At 68.0% G+C, this 23895-nt stretch carries 24 protein-coding genes; 8 read left to right on the top strand and 16 right to left on the bottom strand.

Features of this window, described 5'->3' with window-relative positions:
* Positions 1–84: 84 nt before the first annotated feature.
* Positions 85–756, top strand: coding sequence for a DsbA family protein (locus tag AC1DY7_RS01140; protein ID WP_477491805.1), 672 nt, complete (start codon positions 85–87; stop codon positions 754–756).
* Here the strand turns inward: AC1DY7_RS01140 and AC1DY7_RS01135 are convergent.
* Genes AC1DY7_RS01135 through AC1DY7_RS01115 form a run of 5 tightly spaced genes read right to left on the bottom strand, consistent with a single transcriptional unit; the run spans position 731 to position 5400 of the window.
* On the bottom strand, positions 731–1246 hold the full coding sequence (locus tag AC1DY7_RS01135) for a DUF3592 domain-containing protein (RefSeq protein WP_477491804.1): 516 nt from the start codon (positions 1244–1246) through the stop codon (positions 731–733). The two genes, AC1DY7_RS01140 and AC1DY7_RS01135, sit on opposite strands and share 26 nt — an antisense overlap.
* Positions 1246–2871 carry a 2-succinyl-5-enolpyruvyl-6-hydroxy-3-cyclohexene-1-carboxylic-acid synthase gene (menD, locus tag AC1DY7_RS01130; RefSeq protein ID WP_477491803.1) on the bottom strand — a complete coding sequence of 542 codons (1626 nt, stop codon included), beginning with the start codon at positions 2869–2871 and terminating at the stop codon, positions 1246–1248. Before menD ends, AC1DY7_RS01135 begins: the two co-directional genes overlap by 1 nt.
* A 4-nt stretch (positions 2872–2875) precedes the next feature.
* A complete protein-coding gene (locus AC1DY7_RS01125; RefSeq protein WP_477491802.1) occupies positions 2876–3703 on the bottom strand; it encodes an alpha/beta fold hydrolase in 828 nt (275 codons plus the stop codon).
* A gap of 10 nt (positions 3704–3713) precedes the next feature.
* Positions 3714–4424, bottom strand: coding sequence for a DJ-1/PfpI family protein (locus AC1DY7_RS01120; protein ID WP_477491801.1), 711 nt, complete (start codon positions 4422–4424; stop codon positions 3714–3716).
* 10 nt (positions 4425–4434) lie between these two features.
* The gene (locus AC1DY7_RS01115; RefSeq protein ID WP_477491800.1) at positions 4435–5400 is read right to left on the bottom strand and encodes a GlxA family transcriptional regulator; all 966 of its coding nucleotides are present in this window, start codon (positions 5398–5400) and stop codon (positions 4435–4437) included.
* A gap of 99 nt (positions 5401–5499) precedes the next feature.
* Between AC1DY7_RS01115 and AC1DY7_RS01110 the strand changes: the two genes are divergently transcribed.
* A complete protein-coding gene (locus tag AC1DY7_RS01110) occupies positions 5500–5844 on the top strand; it encodes a type II toxin-antitoxin system HicB family antitoxin (protein ID WP_477491953.1) in 345 nt (114 codons plus the stop codon).
* 86 nt (positions 5845–5930) lie between these two features.
* On the opposite strand, the gene AC1DY7_RS01105 is transcribed toward AC1DY7_RS01110, so the two are convergent.
* From AC1DY7_RS01105 to AC1DY7_RS01080, 6 genes are all read right to left on the bottom strand, one after another.
* Positions 5931–7031 (bottom strand): LLM class flavin-dependent oxidoreductase, encoded by a 1101-nt coding sequence (locus AC1DY7_RS01105; protein WP_477491799.1) that lies wholly within the window; start codon positions 7029–7031, stop codon positions 5931–5933.
* Positions 7000–7986 (bottom strand): IS481 family transposase, encoded by a 987-nt coding sequence (locus tag AC1DY7_RS01100; protein ID WP_477491952.1) that lies wholly within the window; start codon positions 7984–7986, stop codon positions 7000–7002. The genes AC1DY7_RS01105 and AC1DY7_RS01100 overlap by 32 nt, the downstream gene beginning before the upstream one ends.
* A 189-nt stretch (positions 7987–8175) precedes the next feature.
* The gene (locus AC1DY7_RS01095) at positions 8176–9321 is read right to left on the bottom strand and encodes an LLM class flavin-dependent oxidoreductase (RefSeq protein WP_477491798.1); all 1146 of its coding nucleotides are present in this window, start codon (positions 9319–9321) and stop codon (positions 8176–8178) included.
* A gap of 46 nt (positions 9322–9367) precedes the next feature.
* Positions 9368–10333, bottom strand: a complete 966-nt coding sequence (locus AC1DY7_RS01090) for an o-succinylbenzoate synthase (RefSeq protein ID WP_477491951.1) — start codon at positions 10331–10333, stop codon at positions 9368–9370.
* The gene (locus AC1DY7_RS01085; RefSeq protein WP_477491797.1) at positions 10317–11876 is read right to left on the bottom strand and encodes a long-chain-fatty-acid--CoA ligase; all 1560 of its coding nucleotides are present in this window, start codon (positions 11874–11876) and stop codon (positions 10317–10319) included. Before AC1DY7_RS01085 ends, AC1DY7_RS01090 begins: the two co-directional genes overlap by 17 nt.
* A gap of 29 nt (positions 11877–11905) precedes the next feature.
* Positions 11906–13501: an amidohydrolase gene (locus AC1DY7_RS01080; protein ID WP_477491796.1), complete on the bottom strand. Its 1596-nt coding sequence runs from the start codon at positions 13499–13501 to the stop codon at positions 11906–11908.
* A 113-nt stretch (positions 13502–13614) separates the two neighbouring features.
* Between AC1DY7_RS01080 and AC1DY7_RS01075 the strand changes: the two genes are divergently transcribed.
* From AC1DY7_RS01075 to AC1DY7_RS01055, 5 genes are all read left to right on the top strand, one after another.
* Positions 13615–14070, top strand: coding sequence for a YciI family protein (locus AC1DY7_RS01075; RefSeq protein WP_477491795.1), 456 nt, complete (start codon positions 13615–13617; stop codon positions 14068–14070).
* A 213-nt stretch (positions 14071–14283) separates the two neighbouring features.
* Entirely contained in the window at positions 14284–15885 is a 1602-nt protein-coding gene (gene fadD8 / locus AC1DY7_RS01070; RefSeq protein WP_477491794.1) for a fatty-acid--CoA ligase FadD8, read from the top strand.
* A gap of 23 nt (positions 15886–15908) precedes the next feature.
* Positions 15909–17144 (top strand): RNA polymerase sigma factor, encoded by a 1236-nt coding sequence (locus AC1DY7_RS01065; protein ID WP_477491793.1) that lies wholly within the window; start codon positions 15909–15911, stop codon positions 17142–17144.
* Positions 17145–17173: 29 nt separating this feature from the next.
* A complete protein-coding gene (locus AC1DY7_RS01060; protein ID WP_477491792.1) occupies positions 17174–18412 on the top strand; it encodes a GNAT family N-acetyltransferase in 1239 nt (412 codons plus the stop codon).
* 14 nt (positions 18413–18426) lie between these two features.
* Positions 18427–19107: an HAD family hydrolase gene (locus AC1DY7_RS01055; RefSeq protein ID WP_477491791.1), complete on the top strand. Its 681-nt coding sequence runs from the start codon at positions 18427–18429 to the stop codon at positions 19105–19107.
* Here the strand turns inward: AC1DY7_RS01055 and AC1DY7_RS01050 are convergent.
* Positions 19104–19574, bottom strand: a complete 471-nt coding sequence (locus AC1DY7_RS01050) for an amidohydrolase family protein (RefSeq protein ID WP_477491790.1) — start codon at positions 19572–19574, stop codon at positions 19104–19106. The genes AC1DY7_RS01055 and AC1DY7_RS01050 overlap by 4 nt on opposite strands.
* A 28-nt stretch (positions 19575–19602) precedes the next feature.
* Between AC1DY7_RS01050 and AC1DY7_RS01045 the strand changes: the two genes are divergently transcribed.
* Entirely contained in the window at positions 19603–19785 is a 183-nt protein-coding gene (locus AC1DY7_RS01045) for a hypothetical protein (RefSeq protein ID WP_477491789.1), read from the top strand.
* Positions 19786–20313: 528 nt separating this feature from the next.
* Here the strand turns inward: AC1DY7_RS01045 and AC1DY7_RS01040 are convergent.
* The 4 genes from AC1DY7_RS01040 to AC1DY7_RS01025 are packed head-to-tail and all read right to left on the bottom strand — an operon-like array spanning position 20314 to position 23619.
* Positions 20314–20958: a GntR family transcriptional regulator gene (locus AC1DY7_RS01040; protein ID WP_477491788.1), complete on the bottom strand. Its 645-nt coding sequence runs from the start codon at positions 20956–20958 to the stop codon at positions 20314–20316.
* The gene (locus tag AC1DY7_RS01035; RefSeq protein WP_477491787.1) at positions 20955–21995 is read right to left on the bottom strand and encodes an isopenicillin N synthase family dioxygenase; all 1041 of its coding nucleotides are present in this window, start codon (positions 21993–21995) and stop codon (positions 20955–20957) included. Before AC1DY7_RS01035 ends, AC1DY7_RS01040 begins: the two co-directional genes overlap by 4 nt.
* A 17-nt stretch (positions 21996–22012) precedes the next feature.
* Entirely contained in the window at positions 22013–22873 is an 861-nt protein-coding gene (locus AC1DY7_RS01030) for an ABC transporter permease (RefSeq protein ID WP_477491786.1), read from the bottom strand.
* On the bottom strand, positions 22870–23619 hold the full coding sequence (locus tag AC1DY7_RS01025) for an ABC transporter ATP-binding protein (protein WP_477491785.1): 750 nt from the start codon (positions 23617–23619) through the stop codon (positions 22870–22872). The genes AC1DY7_RS01030 and AC1DY7_RS01025 overlap by 4 nt, the downstream gene beginning before the upstream one ends.
* Between the last annotated feature and the right edge of the window lie 276 nt (positions 23620–23895).

Below are 23895 nucleotides of genomic sequence, written 5' to 3'. Positions count from 1 at the left end.
CTCACTGTCGCAGCGGTTGTTGACAACGCGGTTGCGTGAGGGCATATGGCGTGCGAACACCACGACAGCGGTACGGTTGCCCCTGTGCGTCGATGGTTGGTGGTGCTGGCCGCGTTAACGCTGCTGAGCGGGGTCGGGTGCGCTCGCCAGGTTACCGGCAACGCTCAGCCCGATCCGGTGAAACCGATGACCGAGGTGAGCAAGGACGGTTTCGGCATCGTGGCGGGATTCCCCGACGCACCCGCCCGCATCGAGATCTACACCGAACCGCAGTGCACCCACTGCGCGGATCTGCAGCATGATTTCGGCGATGCCATCCGCTACTACATCGGGATCGGCGCCCTGCAGGTCACCTACCGGCCGATGACCTTCCTCGACGAGGGCGGCAATCATCATTCCGAGCGCGTCGCCAACGCGTTGTTCGTCTCGGCCCAGGCCAAGCAGACCCCGGCAACCGCCTTCCAGTCCTTCGTCGAGGAACTGTGGGCCAACCAGGATCCCGGCGGTAAGGGACCCACCGACGACGAAATGGCCGACATGGCCCGCACTTCCGGAGTGCCCGACGCGCAGGCGCAACTCATCGCCGACGGCGAGTCGTCCGTGGACGTCGCGGGCATGGAGGACATGAACTTCGGGTTCCTCTACGACATCGACCCAACCGTGACCGGCACGCCGACCATCTACGACCTGAACAAGGACCGCAAGGTCGACATCTACGACAACGACTGGCTCAAGAAACTGGTCGAGACGGCGTGAGACGCCGTTCCACCATTTCCACCACCACCAGCGCCGCGCCCGCGATCAGCCAGCCGAGCACCGCGATGGAGCCCGCCGGCACGATCGACAGCGAGGCGTTGCGGTGCTGCACGCGCACCAGATCCGGATTGGACTTGTCGTACTCGACATAGATGCGCATCCCGGCCTCGAGCTCGGACGGGTAGAGCACCCCGAGCTCGGGGCGGTAGGTGACGCGGTCGGGGGTCACGAACTCGATGGTGGAGCGGCGCGGGCCCGCGTCGAGCACCTCGGCTGCCGCCACCCCCATGTCGCGTTCGATCTGGCCGTCGTTCACCCATGCGCCGACGACCAGCAGCACGGACTGGAACGTCACCAGGCAGGCGGCGACCACGATGCCGACCCGGACCCGGCGCGCGATCCGCTGCGACCGGGTCTGCGGCCCGTCACCGAACACGTGCGGAATCACCCTGCGCCAGAACGCTTTCAGGCGTTCGACGACAGCAACCACTAGAGCGCCGCCCTGATCGACGCGTGCAGCGCACGCAACGACGACCGGTCGGCCTTCACCTCCAGCACCCGCATCCCGTCATACGGCACGTCGAGGACGCCCGCCAGATCCGACACATCGACCTGCGCGTTGTCCACGTGGTAGGCGCGGCACAGCGCGCCCACGTCGACATCGTGCGGTGTGCCGAAGATCCGCGAGGACACATCGGAGAAGCGTGGGTCGCCCTGCTCCAGCAGTTCGAAGATGCCGCCGCCGTTGTCGTTGGACACCACGATGGTCAGGTTCTTCGGGGTGGGCTCGGTGGGCCCGATCAGCAGACCCGAGCTGTCGTGCACGAAGGTCAGGTCGCCGATCAACGCCACCGTCTGCCCTCCCGCACGGTCATGCGCGAGTGCCGCACCGATGGCCGTGGACACCGTGCCGTCGATGCCCGCGACCCCACGATTGGAGCGCACCGACACCCCGGGCGCGGCCAGGCCGACCAGGGCTACGTCGCGCACCGGGTTGGACGCGCCGAGCACCAGCTGGTCGCCGTCGCGCAGCGCTGCGGCCACCGCCGCGGCGACGTGCAGGCCGGTTGTCAGCGGGTGCTGCGCCAGTTGGCTGTGCACCGCCGCGAGGGTGCGGCGGTGAAGATCGGCGCAGCGGTCGAGCCAGCCCTGGTCGGGTGTCCCGTGGGTGACCGCGCGGGTGCCGGTGGCCTGCGAGTTGCCGGACACGTCGGGCCAGCGCGGGCCGGTGGTCAGCGCGAAGACCGGCACCGCGGGGTCGGCCAGCAGCGCCGAGACGGGGCGGTGCAGGGTGGGCCGGCCCAACATGATGACCTGCTTCGGGCGCAGCAGCGGGAGTGCCAGCGGATGCAACGGATTGACCGGCGCCGGGGCGGTCGGCTCGGCGACGGTCGGCAGCGCGGCCAACGTGGGGTGGTGGCCCGCGCCGTGTCCGGCGATGACGACGGTGTCCGGGGTCAGATCGATGTCCAGCGGCTGGTCGAACGTGACCGGCGGGGTGTGCGTCCACGGCTTGCCGTCGGGGCGGCCCGCCGGGGTCTCGTCGTGGTCGTCACGGTCGGGGACCAGCGGCTCGCGCAGCGGGATGTCGAACTGCACCGGTCCGGCGTTGGCGCTGCGTGACCCGGTGGCGGCGACCAGCACCCGGCAGGTGGCCGACCGCCATTGGGCGTTCAGCGCCGCCAGATCGTCGTGTTCGGCCAGCCCGAGGCTGATGTTCTCGCGCACCTGGGTGCCGAAGTAGCCCAGCTGCTCCATCGTCTGGTTGGCGCCGGTGCCCAGCAGTTCATAGGGCCGGTTGGCGCTCAGCACGATCAGCGGCACCCGGGCGTAGTTGGCCTCGACCACCGCGGGCCCGAGGTTGGCCACCGCGGTACCCGAGGTCATCGCGATGCACACCGGAGCCTGGCCGCCGAGCGCCAGCCCGATCGCCAGGTAGCCGGCGGTGCGTTCGTCGATGCGCACGTGCAGGCGGATCCGACCCGACTTGTCCGCGTCATGCAGGGCGAAGGCCAGAGGCGCGTTGCGTGAACCGGGGCACAGCACCACGTCGCGGACGCCGCCGCGAACGAGTTCGTCGACGACGACACGTGCCTGGGTCGTCGAGGGGTTCACCACGTCAGCCTATGCCGGGCCGAACCGGGGCGGCCTCGATGGGCAATGAGGTGCGCTGCTCGCCGAAGAACTGCAGGATGGCGTCGTTGACGGTGTCGGGCTGCTCGATGAAGCCCAGATGCCCGGCGTCGCCGATCTCCAGGAACCGGCCGCGCGGGATGGCGTCGGCCACCTCGCGGCTGAGGTGCGGGGGCATCACGATGTCGTCAGTGAACCCGATGACCAGCACCGACGCGCTGATGCTCTGATACGCGGGCAGCCGGTTGCTCTGCGGTGACACGTCCAGTTGGGTGCGCAGCCCCGGGGTGTATTTGGTGGGCCACATGGAGAACATCTCCGCCCAGTCCATCACTGCGCGATCGTCGTTCAGGGTCTTGGGCGAGAAGCTCTCCAGCAACCGGACCTTCGCGTCGTAGGCCGGCGGCAGGACGATGCCCGCGGCGGCGAGCTCGCGTTCGGCCTTGCTGAAGAAGTCGCGGGCCTTGTCGTGCCTGCCGCGGGTGGCCATCAGGACGGCCTGGGTGACCAGGTCCGGCCGGGCCAGCATCAGTTCCTGCGCAATGAACGAGCCCATCGACACGCCCACGACCCGCACCGGGCCGCCGACCAGTTCGTCGATCAGCGCGGCGGTGTCGGCGACCACCTGTTCGGTGGTGAAGCCGCTGGCGTTCTCGGTGGCGCCGATACCGCGGTTGTCGAACGTGATGACGCGGTAGCCCGCGCGCCGGAAGGCCGGGGTCTGATGCAGGTGCCAGGTACGACCGGCACCGCCGCGGCCGGCGATGAAGAGGACAGGATCACCGGTACCGCGGTCGTCGAAAGCCAGGTTCACCCGGCCGACCCTACTTGCGGTTGCGGACCTTCTTGATCGCCTGGTCCCACAGCAGCAGTGTGCTGGCCTTGAGCGCGGCGGGTTTCAACAGCTCGCGGGACATCAGCGCGGTGGCCGACGCCTTGGTCGCCGTGGACGCCTTCGAGAAGTGCCCCGAGTCGAACGGGGGCTGCGGGTCGTACTCCATGGACAGCTGGATGGCCTTGGCGCGGTCCTCCCCCGCGATCTGCGCGGCCAGCCACAGTCCGAGGTCGATACCGGCGGAGACGCCCGCGGCCGTCACCACGTCACCTTGGTGCACCACGCGCTCGTCACCGACGGGCGTCACCCCGAACGTCTTGAGGATGGGCAGCGCCGCCCAGTGCGAGGTGGCCCGCTTCCCGTCCAGGACGCCGGCGGCCGCCAGGATGAGCGAGCCCGAGCACACCGACGTCGTCCACGTCGCGGTCCGGTGGGCACGGCGCACCCAGTCGAGCAGCCGCTCGTCGCGGGCGTGCTCCACGGTGCTGAAGCCACCGGGGATCAGGATCACGTCGGGCGAGGGCGTCTCGTCGAAGGAGTGGGTGGCGCCGACGACGAGCACCCCGGAGTCCGCGGCGATTGGTCCGGGTTCGTGCCAGAGGAAGCGCACCTCGGTGTCGGGCAGCCAACGCAGCGATTCGTACGGCCCGATGAAGTCCAGCGCGGTGAAGCCGGGATACAACACGATGGCGGTCTGCATGATTTCTCCTTTATGCGAACGATTTTCGGTATTGATCCGGCGAGATACCCACGCGCCGAACGAAGTTGCGGCGCATGGTTTCCGCGCTGCCGAATCCGCAGCGGGTGGCGATGACGGTGACGGTGTCGTCGGTCTCCTCCAGCTGACGACGGGCGGCGTCGGTGCGGATGCGTTCGACGTAGGCGCCGGGCGCCTCGCCGACCTCCTCGGTGAACAGCCTGGTGAAGTGGCGCGGACTCATGGCGGCCCGTTCGGCCAGGGCCGAAATGCTGTGTGTACCGCCGGGTTCCGAGTCGATGGCCTCCTGCACATCGCGGATGGGCGCGCGTTTGGCGCGCGGCATCCACACCGGGGCCGCGAACTGGGTCTGCCCGCCCGGGCGGCGCAGGTAGAGCACCAGCCAGCGCGCCACGGTCTGCGCGATCTCGGTGCCGTGGTCCTCCTCGACCAGGTGCAGCGCCAGGTCGATCCCGGCGGTGACACCGGCCGCGGTCCACACCTGATCGGAACTGCGCACGAAGATCGGTTCCGGGTCGACGGTGATGTCGGGGAACTCGCAGGCGAGGTGGCCGGCGGCCGCCCAGTGCGTGGTGGCGGTGCAGCCGTCGAGCAGCCCGGCTTCGGCAGCCAGGAATGCGCCCGAGCAGACGGTCACGATGCGGCGGGCACCCGTGGCGGCCGTGCGGATCCAGTCGACGATCGCGGGATTGCGCCGCGCTTCTTCGACGCCGAAGCCGCCGGGGATGACGATGGTGTCGATGGGCTCGTGCGGATCGGGCGGGGCGGCGGCGACGAACTCCAGTCCGGTCATCGTCGTGACCGGTCGACCGTCCATCGAGACCAGTTGCACGGCGTAGCCGCCCGGACTGTGTTGGGCGGCCAGGTGCATGGTGGCGCCGGTGAACACGTCGAAGGGGCCGGCGACGTCGAGTGATTGCACGCCGCCGTAACCGAGGATCACCACCGATCGCGTCACGATCTCATCGTGACGCTCACCGGCCATGGCGTCCAGGACACGGTCCCCACAGATCAGGACAGGCCGCTTCGTGTCGGACCCGGGGGCAATGATCTGGCCATGCCGCGCTACACCTACCGCGCCGAATGGTCTCCCGACGCCGGGAGATACCTGGGCCTGTGCCTGGAATTCCCCACCCAGTTCGCCTACGGCGCCACCGCCGCAGAAGCGACCGCCGCGATCGAGAAGGAGGTGTGCACCTATGCCGCCGAGATGGCCGAGGAGGGTTTCGACCCGCCGGCATCCGTGACAGACCGCCGCTACAGCGGACGGTTCGTGGTGCGCACCTCGCCGATACTGCACGGCAAGCTCATGGTCGAGGCCGCCGAGCAGCGGGTGTCGCTGAACCAATGGGTGGTCCAGAAGTTGTGCGGGCGCCCGCCGTCGCTGGAAGACCTGTTCTGAGCCGGGAACCCTCCGTCCACTCGAGTCCAGAAAGCGATATCGCATGCGATATCACTCTCGGCGACCGACCCCCGGCCGCCCCGCGGTCACAGCTTGCGCAGCCGGCGCAGCACCGAGTAGAACGACGGCATCGCCGCGACGCCGTTACGGAGACTGCGCTGCATGAAGCTGCCGTTGATCGTCACCAGATGACGGACCCCGCTGTCGCGCCACTGCGCGGCCTGCTCAAGCACCTCGTCCGGAGTGCCGATCAGGCCCATGTCGCGGACCAACCCGGGCGGTACACCCTTGATGTGCGCCAAGGCCGTCTGCTCATCCCAGTCCTGGGGCAGCAGATCCTGGCCACCGGTGAATCCCACCCCGAGCGGATGCTGCGCCCCGTGCCGGGCGAAGATCTCGTCGGACGCGGCCAGGCAGCCCGCCCGCATCACCTCCGATTCGAGGGCTTCGTCGACCTCGGCCCGGGTGCGCGCGGTGACCACGATGGCCAGCAGCGCCGGGGTGATCGCCATCGGGTCGCGCCCGGCATCCGAGGCGGCCGAGCGGACCACGTCGAGGCGCTGCGCGTAGTCCTGAGGTGAATGCGGGAACGCGGGGAAGAATCCGTCGCCGTAGCGCCCCGCGATGCGCAACATCCGCGGCCCGTGCGCACCGATCCAGATCTCGGGCCACTTGCCCCGATAGGGCGGCAGGTCGAAGAGTGCATTGCGCAGCGGGAAGAACGGCGAGTCCCGGTTCACCAGCTCGCCACCGGAATTCCACAACGCCCGAATCGTCGCCATCGCTTCTTCGAACCGCCCGACGGGCTTGGACCACTCCACCCCGTAAGGCTCATTGCCTTCCCGCTCACCGGGCCCGATACCAAAGATGAAGCGGCCCTTGGTCAGCAGGTTCATCGTGGCCGCGGCTTGCGCGCTGACCGCGGGATTGCGGCGGCCGGAATCGGTGACACACAGTCCGAGCGGCATGCGGGCGACGCGGTGGCGCGCGGCGAGGCTGCCGAGCATCGTCCACGGTTCCATACAGGCGTCCACCGTGGGCGCCAACCGCGCCGCGCCACAGTATTTGGGTTGCCACAGGGCGCGGGGAAACATCGCGTTGAGGTGGTCGGGCACCCAGAACGAATCCAGCCGGGCGACGACCGCGGACAGATGGCTAGCTGTACTGACCTGAGAGGTTAGGTACACGGCTGGCTGGTGGTTGACCGCCGAGGGCGGTGTGGCCGCGATGGTAATTGTAGGTGTGCAGCCAGCGCGGGTACTCCGCGCAGCGTTCGGCATCGTTGGTGTAGAGCCGGGCGTAGGCCCATTCATCGGCCAGCGTGCGGTGAAAGCGTTCGACCTTGCCATTGGTCTGCGGCCGATAGGGGCGGGTTCGCCGGTGCTCGATACCAACCAGTGCGTCCCGGAATACGTGTGATCGGTAGCAAGAACCGTTGTCGGTCAACACTTTCCGTACGGCGATCCCGCACTCGTTGAACCAAGCGTTGGCGCGTGTCCAGAACGCGGCAGCGGTCTCTTTGCGTTCATCTGCCAACAGTTCGCTGTAGACCAGCCGGGAGTGCGCGTCGATGGCCGTGTGGAGGAAGTGGTAACCGCGCACCAAGTGTCGGTTCCGGCGCTGCCCTGGCTGTTTATCGGCATGAGCGTTGCGGTTACCGATCGTGCGGCCCCGCATCCGCCAGCCCCCACCTTCGGGGATCTTGCCGACTTTCTTGACGTCCATGTGGACCAGTTCGCCTATGGCAGCCGTCTGGATGCGGCGCACGGTCCTGCCGGTCGGGCGGTCCAGCCAGCGCAGTCGGGCGACCCCGTAGCGGGTCAGCACTCGGTGCACGGTCGAGGGATGAATGCCCAGCAGATAACCGATCCGGGCTGGTCCCCACCGGCGCAACACCCGGACCTTGATGATGCGGCGCTCGGTACGGGTGGGCGTTTGGTGGGGGCGTCGGTGCGGTCGTGAACTTCGATCGGCCATGCCGGCCTGGCCAAGCTCTCGGTATCGCGAGGCCCAGCGCTGGGCCGTGGTGACCGCGACCTGGAAGCGTTCGGCCGCTCGTCGCAGCGTCCAGCCGTCCTCGACGACGCAGCGAGCCAGACGCAGTCGTCCGGTTTCTGACAACGGGGCATTACGGTGGGACACGAAGACCTCCGAGGTGGTTGGTGCGTTCCTAGACAGCTCGCACTTCACTCGGAGGTCTTCTTCATGTCACCACGCCACGCCGTACCTAACGTCCGTGGTCAGTACAGCTAGCTCTGGTGGAGGAGTCGGCGCGGGGCCGAGTCACCGTGTTCATGTCCAGCAGACCGACCTGCATCGCGTTCACAGCCTTCAGAGCTTCTTGAGACCTCGGATGACCTTGAGGAAGTGCAGATTCGACGCCAGTCCCTTGCGCAGGTCCCGCTGAAGAATCGATGCGTTGATGACGACGATGTGTTGGACGCCGTGGTCACGCCATTCGGCGGCCTGAGCGACCACCTGATCCGGCGTGCCACACAACAGCCCCTTGTACATCAATTCCTTGGGCACACCTTTGATGTAGGACAACGCGGTCTGCTCATCCCAGTCCTGTGGCAGCACGTCCTGCGCCCCAGTGAAGCCTTCCCCGAGCGGATGCTGTGCGCCGTGCTGTGCGTAGAAAGCATCCGAGGCCAACAGTCCGCCGGATCGCAGGACCTCTGAATCCAGCGCCTCGTCCACGTCTTCGGCGCTACCCCCGGTGACCACCATCATCCAGATGGCGGGGGTGATGGCCATGGGGTCACGGCCGGCGTCCGAAGCCGCAGACCGGACGATGTCGAGTCGCTGGGCGTACTCCTGCGGCGAGTGCGGGAAACCCGGGAAGAACCCGTCCGCATAGCGCCCGGTGGCCCGCAACATGCGCGGCCCGTGCGCGGCGATCCAGATCGGCGGCCACTTTCCGCGATACGGCGGTAGGTCGAACAGCGCGTTGCGCAGCGGGAAGAACGGCGAGTCCCGGTTCACCAATTCGCCACGCGAATCCCACAGCGCCCGGATGGTGGCCATCGCCTCCTCGAAACGGGCCACCGGCTTGGACCAGTCCACCCCGTACGGTTCGTTGCCTTCCCGTTCGCCGGTACCGATACCCAGGATGGCGCGGCCTTTGGTCAGCAGATGCAGTGTCGCCGCCGCCTGCGCGGTGACCGCGGGGTTGCGCCGGCCGGTGTCGGTCACACCGACGCCGAGTTGCATGCGGCCGATCCTGTTGCGAGCCGCGATGTGCCCCAACATGGTCCACGGCTCCAGGAATGCGTCAGCGGACGGCACGAGTTTGGCCGCGCCGCAGTACTTCGGCTGCCATAACGATCGAGGAAACAGCGCGTTCAGATGGTCTGGTACCCAGAACGAGTCGACCCGGCAGGCGGCCGCGCTGAGATACCCCGCCCGGGTGAAGGAATCGGCTGCCGGGCGTGACGCCAGGATCATGTCCATCATCCCTACGCGCAGTCTGCTCATGGGTTTCAGTCTGAAACGGTCAGTCCGGGTTGAACAGCGTAGCGACCTACTTACATACGAACGGATGACATTCGCGCACCCGGTCGATCCACCACTGCCGCCGCGCCGGTGCCACCGCCAGTCCGGCCAGCCTGGCGGGGTCCGGTGTCACCGGACCGACGCGCAGGTAGCCATCGACGGGTGGCACCGGGTCCACGACGTCTTCGACGAAAAGTCCACCCGTGCCCAATCCGCAGGCGTGCGGCAGGTCGGGCAGGCAGGCCGCGGCCAGCAGGCCGCGGGACATGCCGACCGCGGAGTCCAGCGCACTCGATACGACCAGCGGAATGCCGATCGCGGCGGCGATGTCCAGCAGCCGGCGCACCCCGCCGAGCGGGGCCACCTTCACCACCGCGATGTCGGCGGCCGCCAGGTCCACCACCCGGAACGGATCCTCGGCCTTGCGAATCGACTCGTCGGCGGCCACCGGCACGTCGATCAACCGGCGCACCTCGGCCAGCTCTTCGACTGTGGCACAGGGCTGTTCGAGATACTCCAGCGGACCCAGGGCACGAGCGGCCTCGACGGCCTGGGTGACGGTCCAGCCGCCGTTCGCATCGACGCGGACCACGGGCACCAGCGCGCGGACCGCCGCCACACGGGCGACGTCGTCGGCAAGGGTCTGACCCGGCTCGGCGACCTTCACCTTCGCGGTCCCGGCACCGGGGAACCGGGCCAGCACGTCGGGCACCTCGGCGGCGGACACGGCCGGCACGGTCGCGTTGATCGGGATCAGCACACGCCGCGGCGTGGGTGAAACCCCATAGGCCGCCTCGATTCCCGAGGCCAGCCAGTGCGCGGCCTCGGGTGGCTGGTATTCCAGGAACGCCCCGAACTCGCCCCAGCCCGCGGGTCCGTCGAACAGCGCCACCTCACGCACGGTGATCCCCCGGAACCGGACGCGCATCGGCAGCGCCACCACGTGCAGCCGCTCCAACAGGTCGGCCAGCGGTACGTCAAACGGTGGCGCGATCGCGGCCCTCCCAGTGTGGTTTGCGCAGATCCTTCTTCATGATCTTGCCAGTCGGGTTGCGCGGCAGCGCTTCGAGGAAGTCGACGGTCTTGGGACATTTGAAGGCCGCGAGGTGCCGGCGCGCCCAGGCGATCAGATCTTCCGCCGAGGCCTCCCCCTCCAGCGCGACGACGGCCTTGACGGCCTCGCCCCACTTCTCGTCGGGCACACCGAAGACCGCGACCTCGGCCACCGCGGGGTGCTCGGCGAGGATGCGCTCCACCTCGATGGAGTACACATTCTCGCCGCCGGTGATGATCATGTCCTTGAGCCGGTCCTCGATGAAGATGTAGCCGTCGGCGTCGATCCGCCCGATGTCACCGGTGCGGAACCACCCGTCAGCGGTGATGGCCTCGGCCGTGGCCTCCGGCTTGTTCAGGTAACCCTTCATCAGCTGCGGTGTGCGGAACCACAATTCGCCCTGCGAGCCGTCCGGCATGTCCTCGCCGGTGTTGGGGTCCACGACGCGCAGTTCTGCGCCTGGCACCAATGTGCCCGCGCTGATCATCCGGTCCTCGTCGCCGCTGCGGTGGTCCTCGGGCATCAGCCGGGTGATCGCCCCACAGATCTCGGTCAGCCCGTACACCTGGATGAACTCGGTCTCGGGCCACGCCTCCAGCGCCTGGCGCAGCAGCGGTAGCGGCATGGGCGACGCGCCGTAGGCGTAGGTCTTCAACGCACCGAACAACTTCACCGCGTCCGGACCGCTGTCGAGCACCTTCGAGAGCACCGCGGGCACCAGGAACGTCCGGTTCGCGCCGGCCAGGATGCCGCCGGCCAGCGCCGCGCCGTCGACGTCGCGTGTCATGTAACTGGCTACCCCGTGGTGCAGGCCGTACTGCATGTAGGAGGTACCGCCCACGTGGAACAGGGGCATGGCCACCAGGTTCTTGTCCCCCGGGTCGGCCGTCCAGCCCTCGAACGCATTGATGGTGTGGGCGATGACGTTGGCCTGGGACAGGGCCACACCTTTGGGTCGGCCGGTGGTGCCCGAGGAGTACATGATGATGCAGACGTCGTCAGGGCTCACCTCCGCCGAGCGGCCGGTCGGGGTGGCAGCGTCCAGCATGGCCTCGTACTCGTCGTCGCCGTCGGGTTTGACCTCGATGATCTCGGTGACCGCGGGCAGCTTGTCGCGGATGGCCTCGACGCCCGCCTTGAGGTCGGCACCGGCGAACAGCAGTTTGGCGCCGGAATCGTTGACCACGTAGTCCAATTCGTCGGCGGCGAGCCGAAAATTGATGATGGCGTTGGCTGCACCGAGCGACGCGGCGGCCAGCGTCACCTCCACACACGCGGGGTGGTTCTTGTCCAGGAAGGCGACGACGTCGCCGTGGCCGATGCCGCCGGCGGCCAGGGCTCCGGCCACCCGCCGGATCCTGTCGTCCCACTGCGACCAGGTCCAGGTGCGGTCGCGGTAGGTCACCGCTTCCTCATCGGGTTTGGTGGCCGCCCAGTGTGCGACGCGTTCGTCCAGAAACCGGGGCTCGGGCAAAGCTGACATGACCACAGCCTGCCACGACAGCAACCCCGTCACGCCGGTTTGGGATAAACCTGTCGGCCCGCCAGATAGGTGGCCCGGACGGTCAATCCGGCGACGTCTTCGGGGTCCACCGCGCATGGATCCGCCGACAGCACAACGAGATCGGCGTACTTGCCGACCTCGATGGACCCGAGCACGTCGTCGGCGAACAGCTGGTAGGCGGCATCGAGGGTCTGCGCCCGCAGGCCCTGCGCCACGGTCAGCCGTTCCTGCGGCGCCAGCACCCGCCCGCTCGGCGCGGTGCGGGTCGCCGCGACGCTGATGTTGCGCAGCGGCTCCTCGGGGGTGACCGGTGGATCGTTGTGCAGCGAAATCCGCATGCCGGTGGCCAGCGCCGACCCGCACGGCATCCACCGCTCCCCGTGCTCGGGACCGAACAACCCGTCGACGATCACGTCGCCCCAGTAGTGCAGCTGGTCGACGAACAGGCTGCAGGTGACCCCCAGCTCGTGGGCCCGCTGCAGTTGAGCGTCGGTGATGGCACCGACGTGCTCCAACCGCAGGCGGTGATCCTCGCGCGGATTGGCTTGCAGCGCTTGCTCATACACGTCCAGGATGGTGTCGACACCGCGATCGCCCTGCACGTGGCAGGCCATCTGCCAGCCCAACGGGTAGAAGGTGCCGACGATCTCGGCGAGCTGCTCACGGGTGTAGTTGGCGTGTCCGCATGACCCGGGCGCGACGCCGATGGCGCGGGTGTCCTCGGTGTCCAGGTAAGGGAACGTCAGATCGATGTTGCCGATCCACGGCGAGCCGTCCACCCAGATCTTGATACCGACCTGCCGCACCAGGTCGTCCCCGTCGCCGGGTTCGGCATCGGTGTGCAGGTCGGCGGTGGACATCTCGTAGGTGCGCAGCCGCACTGTGATCTGGTCGTGCAGGGCGGCCAGCATCGGCCGGAACATCGGGTCGAACGCCATCTCCGAGCAGGTGGTCAGCCCGGCCCGGTTCAGCCGGTCGCATTCGGCCATCAGCATCGCCGGGTAGTCACCGACCTTGATCGCGCCGTTCAGCAAGGGGAACACCGCGGCGGATTCCTCGGCGGTGCCGTCCAGTTCGCCGGCGGTGTCCCGGCCGTAGCGCGCGCCCTTGGGGTCCGGGGTGTCGCGATCCAGGCCGGCCGCCCGCGCCGCCGCGGAGTTGAAGAACGCCTTGTGGCCCGAGTTGTGGATGATCACCAGCGGTGTCGTCGCGATCCCGTTGAGCCAGGGCAGCGTCGGCTCCGGCAGGCCGCGCTGCAGCAGCGGATCCCACCCGTTGAGGTAGGCACCGTCGGCGCCGCGGCGGGCGACCTCGGCGTGCACGGCGGCCACCACGTCGTCGGCCGAGGGCAGCGTCACCGGCCGGATGTCGACCATCCGGTCCGACAGGGCAATGGCCTCCATCAACGGATGGCCGTGCGCCTCGACGAACCCGGGCAACACGCAGCCGTCACCGACATCGACCACGGCGGTGTCCGGGCCTACCCACCCGTCGGTGTCGTCTATCGCGACGATGCGCCCGTCGGCCACCGCCAGCGATCGGGCGGTGGGGCGGCTGTCGTCGACGGTGCGGATGTTTCCGGTGATGACCAGATCGGCGGGCATGCCCACGATTCTTCAAACTTTTTTCCGGAGGTGTGTCGATTTGGCCGGGGTGTCGTTCGACGTGTCTGCGAGGGCACGATAAAGACGGCCCCGAAACCACAGGAGAGAACACCATGCCGCGCTACATGCTGATCATGCGATCCACCCCGGCCGCCGAGGAGTTCGTGGCCGCGAATATCGACTTCGAGGAGATCATCGCGGCGATGGGTCGCTACAACGAGGAACTGATCAAGGCCGGTGTGATGCTGGCCGGTGAGGGGCTGACCCCGCCCGAGGAGGGCTTCGTCGTCGACTTCGACGCCGACCCGCCGGTGGTGACCGATGGTCCCTACGCGGAGACGAAGGAGTTGTTCAACGGCTTCTGGATCCTGGACGTCTCGTCCAAGGAGGAGGCCACGCAGTGGGCGCGCAAGTGCCCGTTGGGGCCGGGCGTGAAGCTCGAGGTGCGCCGGGTCAGCGAGAGCGACGAGTTCCCGCAGGACAACGAGTGGATTCAGAAGGAGATCCAGTGGAAGGCCGACATGGCCGAGAAGCTGGCTGCCGACGCCCGGCGGGCCGCTGGTCGCTGACCGTGACCTCCCCGGCGTGAACGTAGTCCCCGGCGATGCTGCCGCACCGCCGGGGACTACGCCGGCCCTCCCCCGATGGCCGCGCCGGCAAACCCCTTTGCGCTGGTGAGGCCAGTCTTCACGAGGCCGCGCGCGGGGCACACGCGTAGTGGACTACCTGCATTTGGGGCATACCCTCGCAGCATTTCTGAAACACGTTCTAGTCTGTCTTCCATGAGTGACGAGATGCTGCGCCACCCCATCCATTCCGGACACCTCACCGTCGGCGCCCTCAAGCGCAACAAGAACAAGCCGGTGCTCTTCCTCGGTGACACCACCCTGACCGGCGGCCAGCTCGCCGAACGCATCAGCCAGTACATTCAGGCGTTCGAGGCCCTCGGCGCCGGCACCGGAGCGGCCGTCGGGCTGCTCTCCCTGAACCGCCCCGAGGTGCTGATGATCATCGGCGCCGGGCAGACCCAGGGCTACCGCCGCACGGCACTACACCCTCTAGGTTCGCTGGACGACCACGCCTACGTGCTGTCCGACGCCGAGGTCAGCACGCTGGTCATCGATCCCACCCCGGCCTTCGTCGAGCGGGCCCTGGGCCTGCTCGCGAAGGTGCCGTCGCTGACGCAGATCCTGACCATCGGTCCCGTGCCGGCCGAACTCGACGGGAAGGCCACCGACCTGGCCGCCGAGGCCGCGAAGTACGAGCCGCGGCCGCTGGTGGCCGCGAACCTGGCCCCCGATCACGTCGGCGGGCTGACCTACACCGGCGGCACCACCGGCAAGCCCAAGGGCGTCATCGGCACCGTGCAGTCGATCACCACGATGACGACCATCCAGCTCGCCGAATGGGAATGGCCCGAGCATCCGAAGTTCCTCATGTGCACCCCGCTGTCGCATGCGGGCGCGGCATTCTTCGTGCCGACCATCATCAAGGGCGGCGAACTGGTGGTGCTGACCAAGTTCGACCCGGCCGAGGTGCTGCGGGTGATCGAAGAGCAGAAGATCACCGCCACCATGCTGGTCCCGTCGATGATCTACGCGCTGATGGATCATCCGGATTCGCACACCCGGGACCTGTCCTCGCTGGAGACCGTCTACTACGGCGCCTCGGCGATGAACCCGGTGCGGCTCAAGGAAGGCATCGACCGGTTCGGCCCGATCTTCGCGCAGTACTACGGCCAGTCCGAGGCCCCGATGGTGATCACCTACCTGGCCAAGGACGACCACGACGAGAAGCGGCTCACCTCGTGCGGCAAACCGACGCTGTTCGCCCGGGTGGCACTGCTGGGCGACGACGGCAACCCCGTCCCGCAGGGCGAGGTCGGCGAGATCTGCGTGTCCGGTCCACTGCTGTCCGGCGGGTACTGGAACCTGCCCGAGGCCACCGCCGACACCTTCAAGAACGGCTGGATGCACACCGGCGACCTGGCCCGTGAGGACGAGGACGGCTACTACTTCATCGTCGACCGCACCAAGGACATGATCGTCACCGGCGGATTCAACGTGTTCCCCCGCGAGGTGGAGGACGTCATCGCCGAACACCCGGCGATCGCCCAGGTCTGCGTCATCGGCACCCCCGACGAGAAGTGGGGCGAGGCGGTGACGGCGGTGGTCGTGCTGCGTCCCGGCGCCGATTCCTCCGACGATGCGGTCGCGGCGATGACCGCCGAGATCCAGTCCGCGGTCAAGGACCGTAAAGGCTCGGTGCAGTCGCCCAAGCAGATCATCGTCGTCGACACGGTGCCGGTGACCGCGCTGGGCAAGCCGGACAAGAAGGCGGTGCGCGCCCAGTTCTGGGCAGGCGCAGCACGTTCGGTGGGCTGAGCCGCCCGGGCACAATAGGCGGCATGCAGGAGGACATGCGCCGGACCGTCGACGCGGTCTGGCGCATGGAGGCCGCCCGGATCGTCGCCACCCTGACCCGCTGGGTCGGCGACCTGGGGGTGGCCGAGGACCTGGCGGCCGACGCCCTCGTCGACGCGTTGACGCAGTGGCCGCAGACCGGGGTGCCGCGCAACGCCGGCGCCTGGCTGACGACGGTCGCCAAGCGCAAGGCCGTCGACCGGTGGCGCCGCCAGGACAACCTGGACGCCAAATACGCGGTGCTGGCGCGCGAACTGACCGATCACGAAGACCAGCCGTGGGACCCCGACCACATCGACGACGACGTGCTGCGGCTCATCTTCACCGCTGCCCACCCCATGCTGACCCCCGAAGCCCAGATCACGCTGACCCTGCGGGTGGTCGGCGGGCTGAGCACCGACGAGATCGCGCAGGCGTTTCTCATCCCCAAAGCGACTGTGGCGGCGCGGATCACCCGCGCCAAGAAGTCCCTTGCCGGCCTACCCTTCGAGGTGCCCGAGCGCGGCGAGTTCGGGTCGCGACTGTCCGCGGTGCTCGGCGTCATCTACCTGATCTACAACGAGGGCTACTCCGCATCCTCCGGCGAGCACTGGATACGTGACGAATTGTGCAGTGAGGCACTACGACTCACCCGTGTACTGGTGGCGCTGGTCCCCGACGAGCCGGAGCCGCTCGGGTTGCTGGCCCTGATGGAGTTCCAGTCTTCGCGCTTCGCCGCGCGCACCGACACCGACGGGCGCGCCATCCTGCTGGAGGACCAGGACCGTACCCGCTGGGACCGGGCGCAGATCCGGCGCGGCGCCCAGGCCCTGCAGCGCGCCGCGACCGCGCGGGGCACGCGCGGCTGGGGCCCGTACGGGTTGCAGGCCGCACTGGCCGAATGCCACGCGGCCGCGCCGACGGCCGCCGCCACCGACTGGCCGCGCATCGTGTCGATCTACGATGCGCTGCTGCAGATCTCACCCTCGCCGGTGATCGAACTGAACCGGGCCGTCGCGGTGGCGATGGCCGACGGGCCCGCCGCGGGCCTGCGGATCGTCGACGGCATCACCGGCCTGTCCGACTCCTATCTGTTGCCCAGCGTGCGCGGCGAACTGCTGGCCCGGCTGGGCCGGTCCGCCGAGGCCGCGGCGGCTTTTCGCGCCGCGGCAGCGCTGGCAGGAAACGACCGCGAGCGCGACGTGTTGCTGCACAAGGCCACCCGATATTCACGTGACTGACGCCTGCGCCATGCGGTACGCATGACCATATGGCTGAACTGATCCTGCAATCCGTCGGGGACGACGCCGACTTCCACGATTTCATGTCGGCGATGGCATCGGGATTCCTGGAGGACCTGCAGGAGGACGAATACGCGCTCGGCCGCGCGTTCACCGAACTTGATCGCATGTTCGGGTTCCGCGACGGGGCCCGCTGGGCCGCCACCGCCGGCGACTACCGCAAGAATGTGGCGCTGCCCGGCGGCGCGCTGATCCCCGTCGCGGCTGTCACCGGCGTGACGGTGTCGCCGAGCCACCGACGTAAGGGCCTGCTGACGGCGATGATGCGCCACCAGCTCGACGAGGTCCGGTCCCGCGGCACCGAGACGGTGGCCATGCTGTTCGCCTCGGAGACCATGATCTACGGCCGGTTCGGGTATGGGTTGTCCAGCTTCAACGCCGTCCTGTCCGGGCAGGTACGCGACCTCGGGTTCCGCCCGGAGGTCGACCTCGGCGCCGGCACCGTGTCCGAGACCGACGCCGAGACCCTGCTGCGGGATGCACCGGCGATCTATGACCAGGTGCTGCGCACCCTGCCGGGCCGAATGGACCGGACCCGCCCCTGGTGGGATTACCAGATCCACGACAGCGAGGAGCGCCGCAAGGGTTCCGGACCCATCCGGTTCGCACTGCATCACGAACCCGACGGCACGCCCAGTGCGTTCGCGATCTACCGCCCGAAAAAGGAGTGGGCGGCCGCCGGACCCAACGGTGAACTACACATCCAGGAGGTGCGGGCCACCAATCCCCGTGCCTACGCGCGCATGTGGCGGTACCTGCTCGACATCGACCTGATCAGGACCATGCAGTACGACGGTGCCGCGGTGGACGAGCGGCTGCGCTACCTCGTCGCCGACCAGCGCGCGCTGCAATGCACCGTGAACGACGGCATCTTCACCCGGCTGGTCGACGTGGCCCGCGCCCTCACCGTGCGCCGGTACGCCGCGGACATCGACATCGTGCTGGAGGTCACCGACGATTTCTGCCCGTGGAACACCGGGCGGTTCCGGCTGCGCGGCGGCCCCGATGGCGCCGACTGCGAAAACACATCGGCGGCAGCCGATATCGCCATCTCGGCACGCGATCTGGGCGCCATCTACCTGGGCGGGGTGAGCCTGCAGTCGCTGACCGGGGCCGGGCTGGTCGGTGAACTGACAGACGGATCGGCGCGCCGGGCCGCGACCGCCTTCGGCTGGCCGGTGGCCCCGAACATGCCCGACCACTTCTGACGCAAGATGTAACCGTGACTCATCTACGCGCTGTTCTCTTCGACTACTCCGGCACGCTGTTCCGACTCCAGGAGGACGACAGCTGGTTCGCCGGCATCACCGTCGACGAGAAAGCGGTCGAGGGCCACGTGCAGGCCGAGTTGATGCGGCGGGTCACCGCACCCACCGGCAGTGCGGTGCCGATGTCGCAAGAGCAGCAGCACAACTGGGCCAACCGTGACCTGGAACCGCACCTGCACCGCGAGGCCTATCTGCACGTGCTGCGCGAGTCGGGGCTCACCGGAGATGACGCCGCGGCCCTGTATCCGAAGCTCGTCGATCCCGCGTCCTGGACGCCGTACCCGGACACCACAGCCGCGCTGAACGGGCTGCGCGCCGCGGGTCTCAAGACGGCGGTGGTGTCCAATATCGCGTTCGACCTGCGGCCGGCGTTCGCGGCCGCGGGCACCGCTGCCGACGAGTACGTGCTGAGCTTCGAGGTGGGCGCCATCAAACCGGACCCCGCGATCTTCCAGATCGCACTGACGCGCCTGGGCGTCGATCCGGCCGACGCGCTGATGGTCGGTGACAGCGAGGAGGCCGACGGCGGCGCGCGCGCACTGGGCTGCGCCTTCGCCCTGGTCGATCCGCTGCCCACCGGTCAGCGCCCGGACGGGCTCATCAAGGCGCTGCGGGAACACGATCTGGTCGTCTAAACCGCCATCCAGGTGTGCGTCTCGCTGCGGGACACCACGACGCCGTTGTGGATCACGATCCGGTCGGCCGGCGCGTTGGCGATCACATCGGACACTCCGGTGCCCCGTACCGCGAGCAGATCGGCGCGGGCACCGACGCGGGGCCCGGCGGCCGGCAGCCCGAGTACCGCACGCGCCTCATCGGTCACCATCGTCAGCGCGGTGGCGGGGTGCACGTGGCCGGCTATCACGGTGAGCATCGCGGTTTCCAGGGCGTCGCTGCGCCCCAGCGGATTGAACGGGTCGCGCACGTTGTCGGCGCCCGCTGCCACGTTCACCCCCGCCGCCCGCAGCGGCTCGATCGCGGTGATGCCGCGCGGCGCAGCCACTTCGCCGCGGCCCTGAAGGTAGAGGTTGGTGATCGGGTTGGTGACGACACCGAGTCCCGCCGACGCGATCCGGGGTACCAACCAACCTGTCGAGCTCACCGGCGGGCATCGTGCCCAGTCGCGTGCAATGACTCGCGGTACGGATCCGCCCGACCGGCCACGTCCGCGCCCGCTCCGCGTACTCGGCGATCGTGTGGTGATCGCCGAACAGGAATTCGTCGGTGTGCAGATCCGTCCCGACACCGCGCTCCTCGGCGGCACTCAGCAGCCGGTCCAGCTCCGTGAGGGGTTCGGGCGCGCTGTGCGGTGAGCCCCCGACCAGGTCCGCACCCGCGTCCAACGCCGCGTGCAGGAGCTCCTCATCCGAGTACGCCTTGATCAGGGCCACGATCTCGATGTCCATCACATCGCGCAGCTCACGACGCACCGCGTCGACCGCCCGGATTCCGCGCAGTGGATCGTCTCCGGTCAGGATGTCGACATGGGTGCGCACGGCCGTCGTGCCGTTGCGCAACAGTGCCAGCGCCGCTGCCCGCGCCCGCGTCCGGAACGACTCCTCGTCGAACAGCAGCGAGCCTCGTTTCCACGTGGCGATCGCGTCATGCAGGTCGCCGAGTTCAGGCTGCAACGCGTCCCACGACAGCGCCTTGTCCAGGTGAGCGTGCGGTTCGGCCGGCGCGGTGATCAACAGATAGCCACGAAGGTCGAAGTGTGTGTCGGGGGCGCCGGAGTCGGCCGTGCTTGCTCCGGCTGCGGAAACGGCGGTGACGACGTCGTGCTCGATCCGGACATCCACCACGGAGCCGTCGGCCAGGGTGGCCTCAGTCAGCAGCACGTCTCACACCCGCCGTGTCCGGACGTACAGACCGGCGACGTGGGCGCAGGCGGCCGAGCGGGCACCGTCGGCGTCCCCCGCCTCGATGGCGGCGACGATCCGGTCGTGCTCGCCGACGGCCAGCCGGCGATTGAGCCCGGCGGTCCACATGTCGGACCGATACAGGTGCGACTGACCGTCGAGGCGAGCCAGCGCATCACACAGCGGACGGTTGCCGGAGGTGTCCCTGATGAGGGTGTGGAACTGCAGGTCCAGCCGGGCGTCGCGGTGCCGGTCCGGAGCGTCGTCCAGCAACTCACGCTGTACCTGCACCATCTTGCGGAGTTGTTCGACGGTGGCATGCGTGGCGATCAGCGTCGCGTTGTGCGCGGCCAGCCCGTCGAGCACCTCTCGGACTTCGAAGACCGCCCTGACGGCGTCGTCATCCAGCAGTGTCACGCGGGCCCCGGCGTTGCGGGTATGCGTCGCCAGTCCCTCGTAGATGAGCTGCTGTACCGCTTCCCGCACCGGGGTGCGGGACACGTTGAGTCGCGCTGCGAGCGCAGGTACGGACAGCGGGCTGCCCGGCGCCAGCTCACCGCTGAAGATCAGCTCCTGCAACGAATCGTGTACGGATTCGGTGAGCAGCGTGCCGTCCGACACCGTCACAGGCTGGCCTCCTTCACCCGCGCGGCCTCGCGCAGGTCCGTCTTCGGCGCGACCCCGGTGCGCAGTCCCGCCACCTTCATCGCGATGTTCTCGGCAACGGTAATCGGCGGGTAGCCGATCTCGCCGTCGGCGAGCGTGCCCGGCAGAGCTTCGAGCACCGCGTCGTGGTTGCCGTCGTAGAAGAACGCCGCGGACCGTCGCCGCCGGATCCGGCCGTCGATCACCGGAGGGTCCACGCGGTGCACGGTGGACATCCAGCGATCGTTGGTCCAGCGCGCCATCGCGTCACCGAGGTTGATCAGCAATGCCCCGTCCGCCGGTTGGACGTCATGCCAGGCGCCGTCACGATCGAGCACCTGCAGGCCCGGTACCTGATCGGCCCACAGGATTGTGAGGATGCCGAAGTCTGTGTGTGCACCCATCCCCTGCAGGTTGCCGGCTATCTCCGAATCTCCCTGTGGGAGAGCGAAGTTGTTCATCTTGAGCACTTCGATGGAATGGTCGATCATCGCGTCGAAGTGGTTCGCGGGCAGCCCGAGCGCATCGGTGACCGCCACCATCAGGGTGCGGGCCAGTGTCTGCGCGCGGGCGAAGTACGCCTCGACTCGGGGACGGAAGGCCGGAGCTGCATCGGGCCAGTTGTTCGGGGCGTACCCGGTGTCCGGCAGCTCCACACCCGGGAATGACGCAGCTTCGGTGCCGACGGTGTAGGCCTCGTAGTAGTCGTTCATCTGGTTGGTGGTCACACCCAGGCTCATGCTCAACGATTCGCTCTTCGGCGGCGAATACCCCCTATTGGCAGACGAGTCGCGCCGGTATGGCATTTTGGCCGGCAACGGCAGACCGAAGAAATCGTCGAGTGCGTCGCCGAGGTCGGCGATCACGGCGGTTTCGATACCGTGTCCGACGATCTGGATGAAACCGACCTCCTGGCAGGCCATGTCGAGATCTGCTGCCACTCGGGCGCATTCCGGATCGGTGGCCGCGGTGCCGCCTGCCACATATCGGCTCACGTCGAGAACGGGTACATCGAACATTTTCTCTCCTTCGGGTTTCACAGGTGGCGCCCGGATTCGTGCCAGCGGCCCACGACCAGCCGGGTCAGCAGGCCCATCGCGCCGAAAACCAGCACCCCGAACAGGGAGGCGAGCACGATCGCCGCGATCAGGTCATCGGACTGCAACCGGCCGCGGTACACGTCGAGCAGCGTGCCGATCCCGGGTTGCCCCTTGGCGAAGAACATGTCACCGATGATCGCGCCCACCACGACGAGCCCCGCGGCGGTCCGCACGCCGGTCAGAATCGCGGGGAGCGCCGCGGGCAGCTCGAGCTTGCGCAACCGATCCCAACGCGTCGCCCCGGAAACGGTGAACAGTTCATGCATGCCACGGTCCACCGACCGGATCCCGAAATGGGTGTTGGTGATGATCGGAAACACCGCGATGAGCACGCACACCAGAGTGCGGGCGGCCATCCCGTAGCCGAGCCACAGACCTATCAGCGGAACGATCGCGAGAATCGGAATTACCTGTACGACAACGGCATACGGGTAGATCACCTTTTCCAGCCAGTGCGCTTGGCACATCAGCACCCCCGTGCCGATACCGACGACGACGGCAACCAGGAAGCCCGCCAGCGTCACCTGCGCGGTGACCGACAACGCGGCCACCATCGGTTCCAGATGCGTCCAGTTCAGCAGCGAGTTGCGTAGCACGTCGACCGGTGGTGGCAGCATGAACCGCCGCTGGGGGTCCAGTACCAGGTAACTGACCCCCGACCACGCCAGCAGTCCCACCGCCAGAGACAACAGCGGATATCCCACGGCCGCACCGAATCTCCTGCCGCGCTTGTGGTCTCCCGCCACAGGCGGTGTCGCGGTCGCAGCGACCTGCCTACGAATCGCGATGACAGTCATGCGGACCTCCCGTGCAGCAGCGCCGAGACCTCGGCCACGTAGTCGGTGAATCGGGCATCGAAACGCAGCTCGGCCGGCCGCGGCGAGGGGAAGTCGATCTCGACGATGCCGGCGATCCGGCCCGGCCGCGGCGTCATGACCACCACCCGATCGGCCAGATAAACGGCCTCCGACACCGAGTGCGTCACGAACAACGCCGTGAAGCCGCGCTGGGTGTACAGCCGCTGCAACTCCACCTGCATCTCCAGTCTTGTCATCTCGTCCAGAGCGCCGAACGGTTCGTCGAGCAGCAGCACCTCGGGCGCCAACGTGAGAGCCCGGGCCATCGACGCCCGCATCCTCATGCCACCGGACAACGTCTTGGGCAACTGATCGGCGAACCCATCGAGGCCGACTGCCGAAATGGTCTCCGCAGCAAGTTTTTTCATACGCACTCGGTCGGTATTTGCGAGCTCGGCGCAGAGTTCGACATTGGCCCGCACGCTACGCCAGGGCAGCAGGGTGGGTTCTTGGAAGATGAACCCGACCGACGCGCTGCCTAGGCGCACGACGCCCGAACTCGGCTGCTCCAAGCCCGCCGCCATCCGCAACAGCGTCGATTTTCCGCAGCCGGACGGTCCGACGATCGCAATGAACTCACCGCGCCCGATTCGGAGGTCGGCGTGTTCGATCGCCACTGTGCCGGTGTCGAAACGCTTTGCGATGTCAGCGAATACGATCTGCGATCGATCATCGGCCGGTTCCACATGAACTCCTGACGGCTCGTTGAGCGAGCATTACATGCAACATAGTTCTTGGCTGGTAGTAACAGCGTTGATTACATGTATTACGTCCACGTTTCAAGATGTGAACCCGGCGTAAGAACCTTGGGCATATTCGATCAAGTTGCCTGCATAGGCGAATATCAACGTCGTTGGGCGGCACGTTAACACCGACGCAATACAGATCATGATTGCATGTAATTACCGACCGGCCGATGTCTCGCCGCGCCGGCTGGCCCGTTCCCCACCCTATTCAGGAGC

It is taken from the genome of Mycobacterium sp. P2_H7 (assembly GCF_056403275.1).
This window is presented reverse-complemented; position numbering and strand designations above follow the sequence as displayed.

Bases quoted from the DNA above. Each gene is read 5' to 3' on its own strand.
- AC1DY7_RS01075 (WP_477491795.1), top strand. From the start codon at position 13,615: ATGCCGCGCTACATGCTGATCATGCGATCCACCCCGGCCGCCGAGGAG.
- AC1DY7_RS01035 (WP_477491787.1), bottom strand. From the start codon at position 21,995: ATGTTCGATGTACCCGTTCTCGACGTGAGCCGATATGTGGCAGGCGGC.
- fadD8 (WP_477491794.1), top strand. From the start codon at position 14,284: ATGAGTGACGAGATGCTGCGCCACCCCATCCATTCCGGACACCTCACC.
- AC1DY7_RS01095 (WP_477491798.1), bottom strand. From the start codon at position 9,321: ATGAGCAGACTGCGCGTAGGGATGATGGACATGATCCTGGCGTCACGC.
- AC1DY7_RS01085 (WP_477491797.1), bottom strand. From the start codon at position 11,876: ATGTCAGCTTTGCCCGAGCCCCGGTTTCTGGACGAACGCGTCGCACAC.
- AC1DY7_RS01060 (WP_477491792.1), top strand. From the start codon at position 17,174: ATGGCTGAACTGATCCTGCAATCCGTCGGGGACGACGCCGACTTCCAC.
- AC1DY7_RS01045 (WP_477491789.1), top strand. From the start codon at position 19,603: ATGACTCGCGGTACGGATCCGCCCGACCGGCCACGTCCGCGCCCGCTC.
- AC1DY7_RS01080 (WP_477491796.1), bottom strand. From the start codon at position 13,501: ATGCCCGCCGATCTGGTCATCACCGGAAACATCCGCACCGTCGACGAC.
- AC1DY7_RS01120 (WP_477491801.1), bottom strand. From the start codon at position 4,424: ATGCAGACCGCCATCGTGTTGTATCCCGGCTTCACCGCGCTGGACTTC.
- AC1DY7_RS01030 (WP_477491786.1), bottom strand. From the start codon at position 22,873: ATGACTGTCATCGCGATTCGTAGGCAGGTCGCTGCGACCGCGACACCG.
- AC1DY7_RS01065 (WP_477491793.1), top strand. From the start codon at position 15,909: ATGCAGGAGGACATGCGCCGGACCGTCGACGCGGTCTGGCGCATGGAG.
- AC1DY7_RS01110 (WP_477491953.1), top strand. From the start codon at position 5,500: ATGCCGCGCTACACCTACCGCGCCGAATGGTCTCCCGACGCCGGGAGA.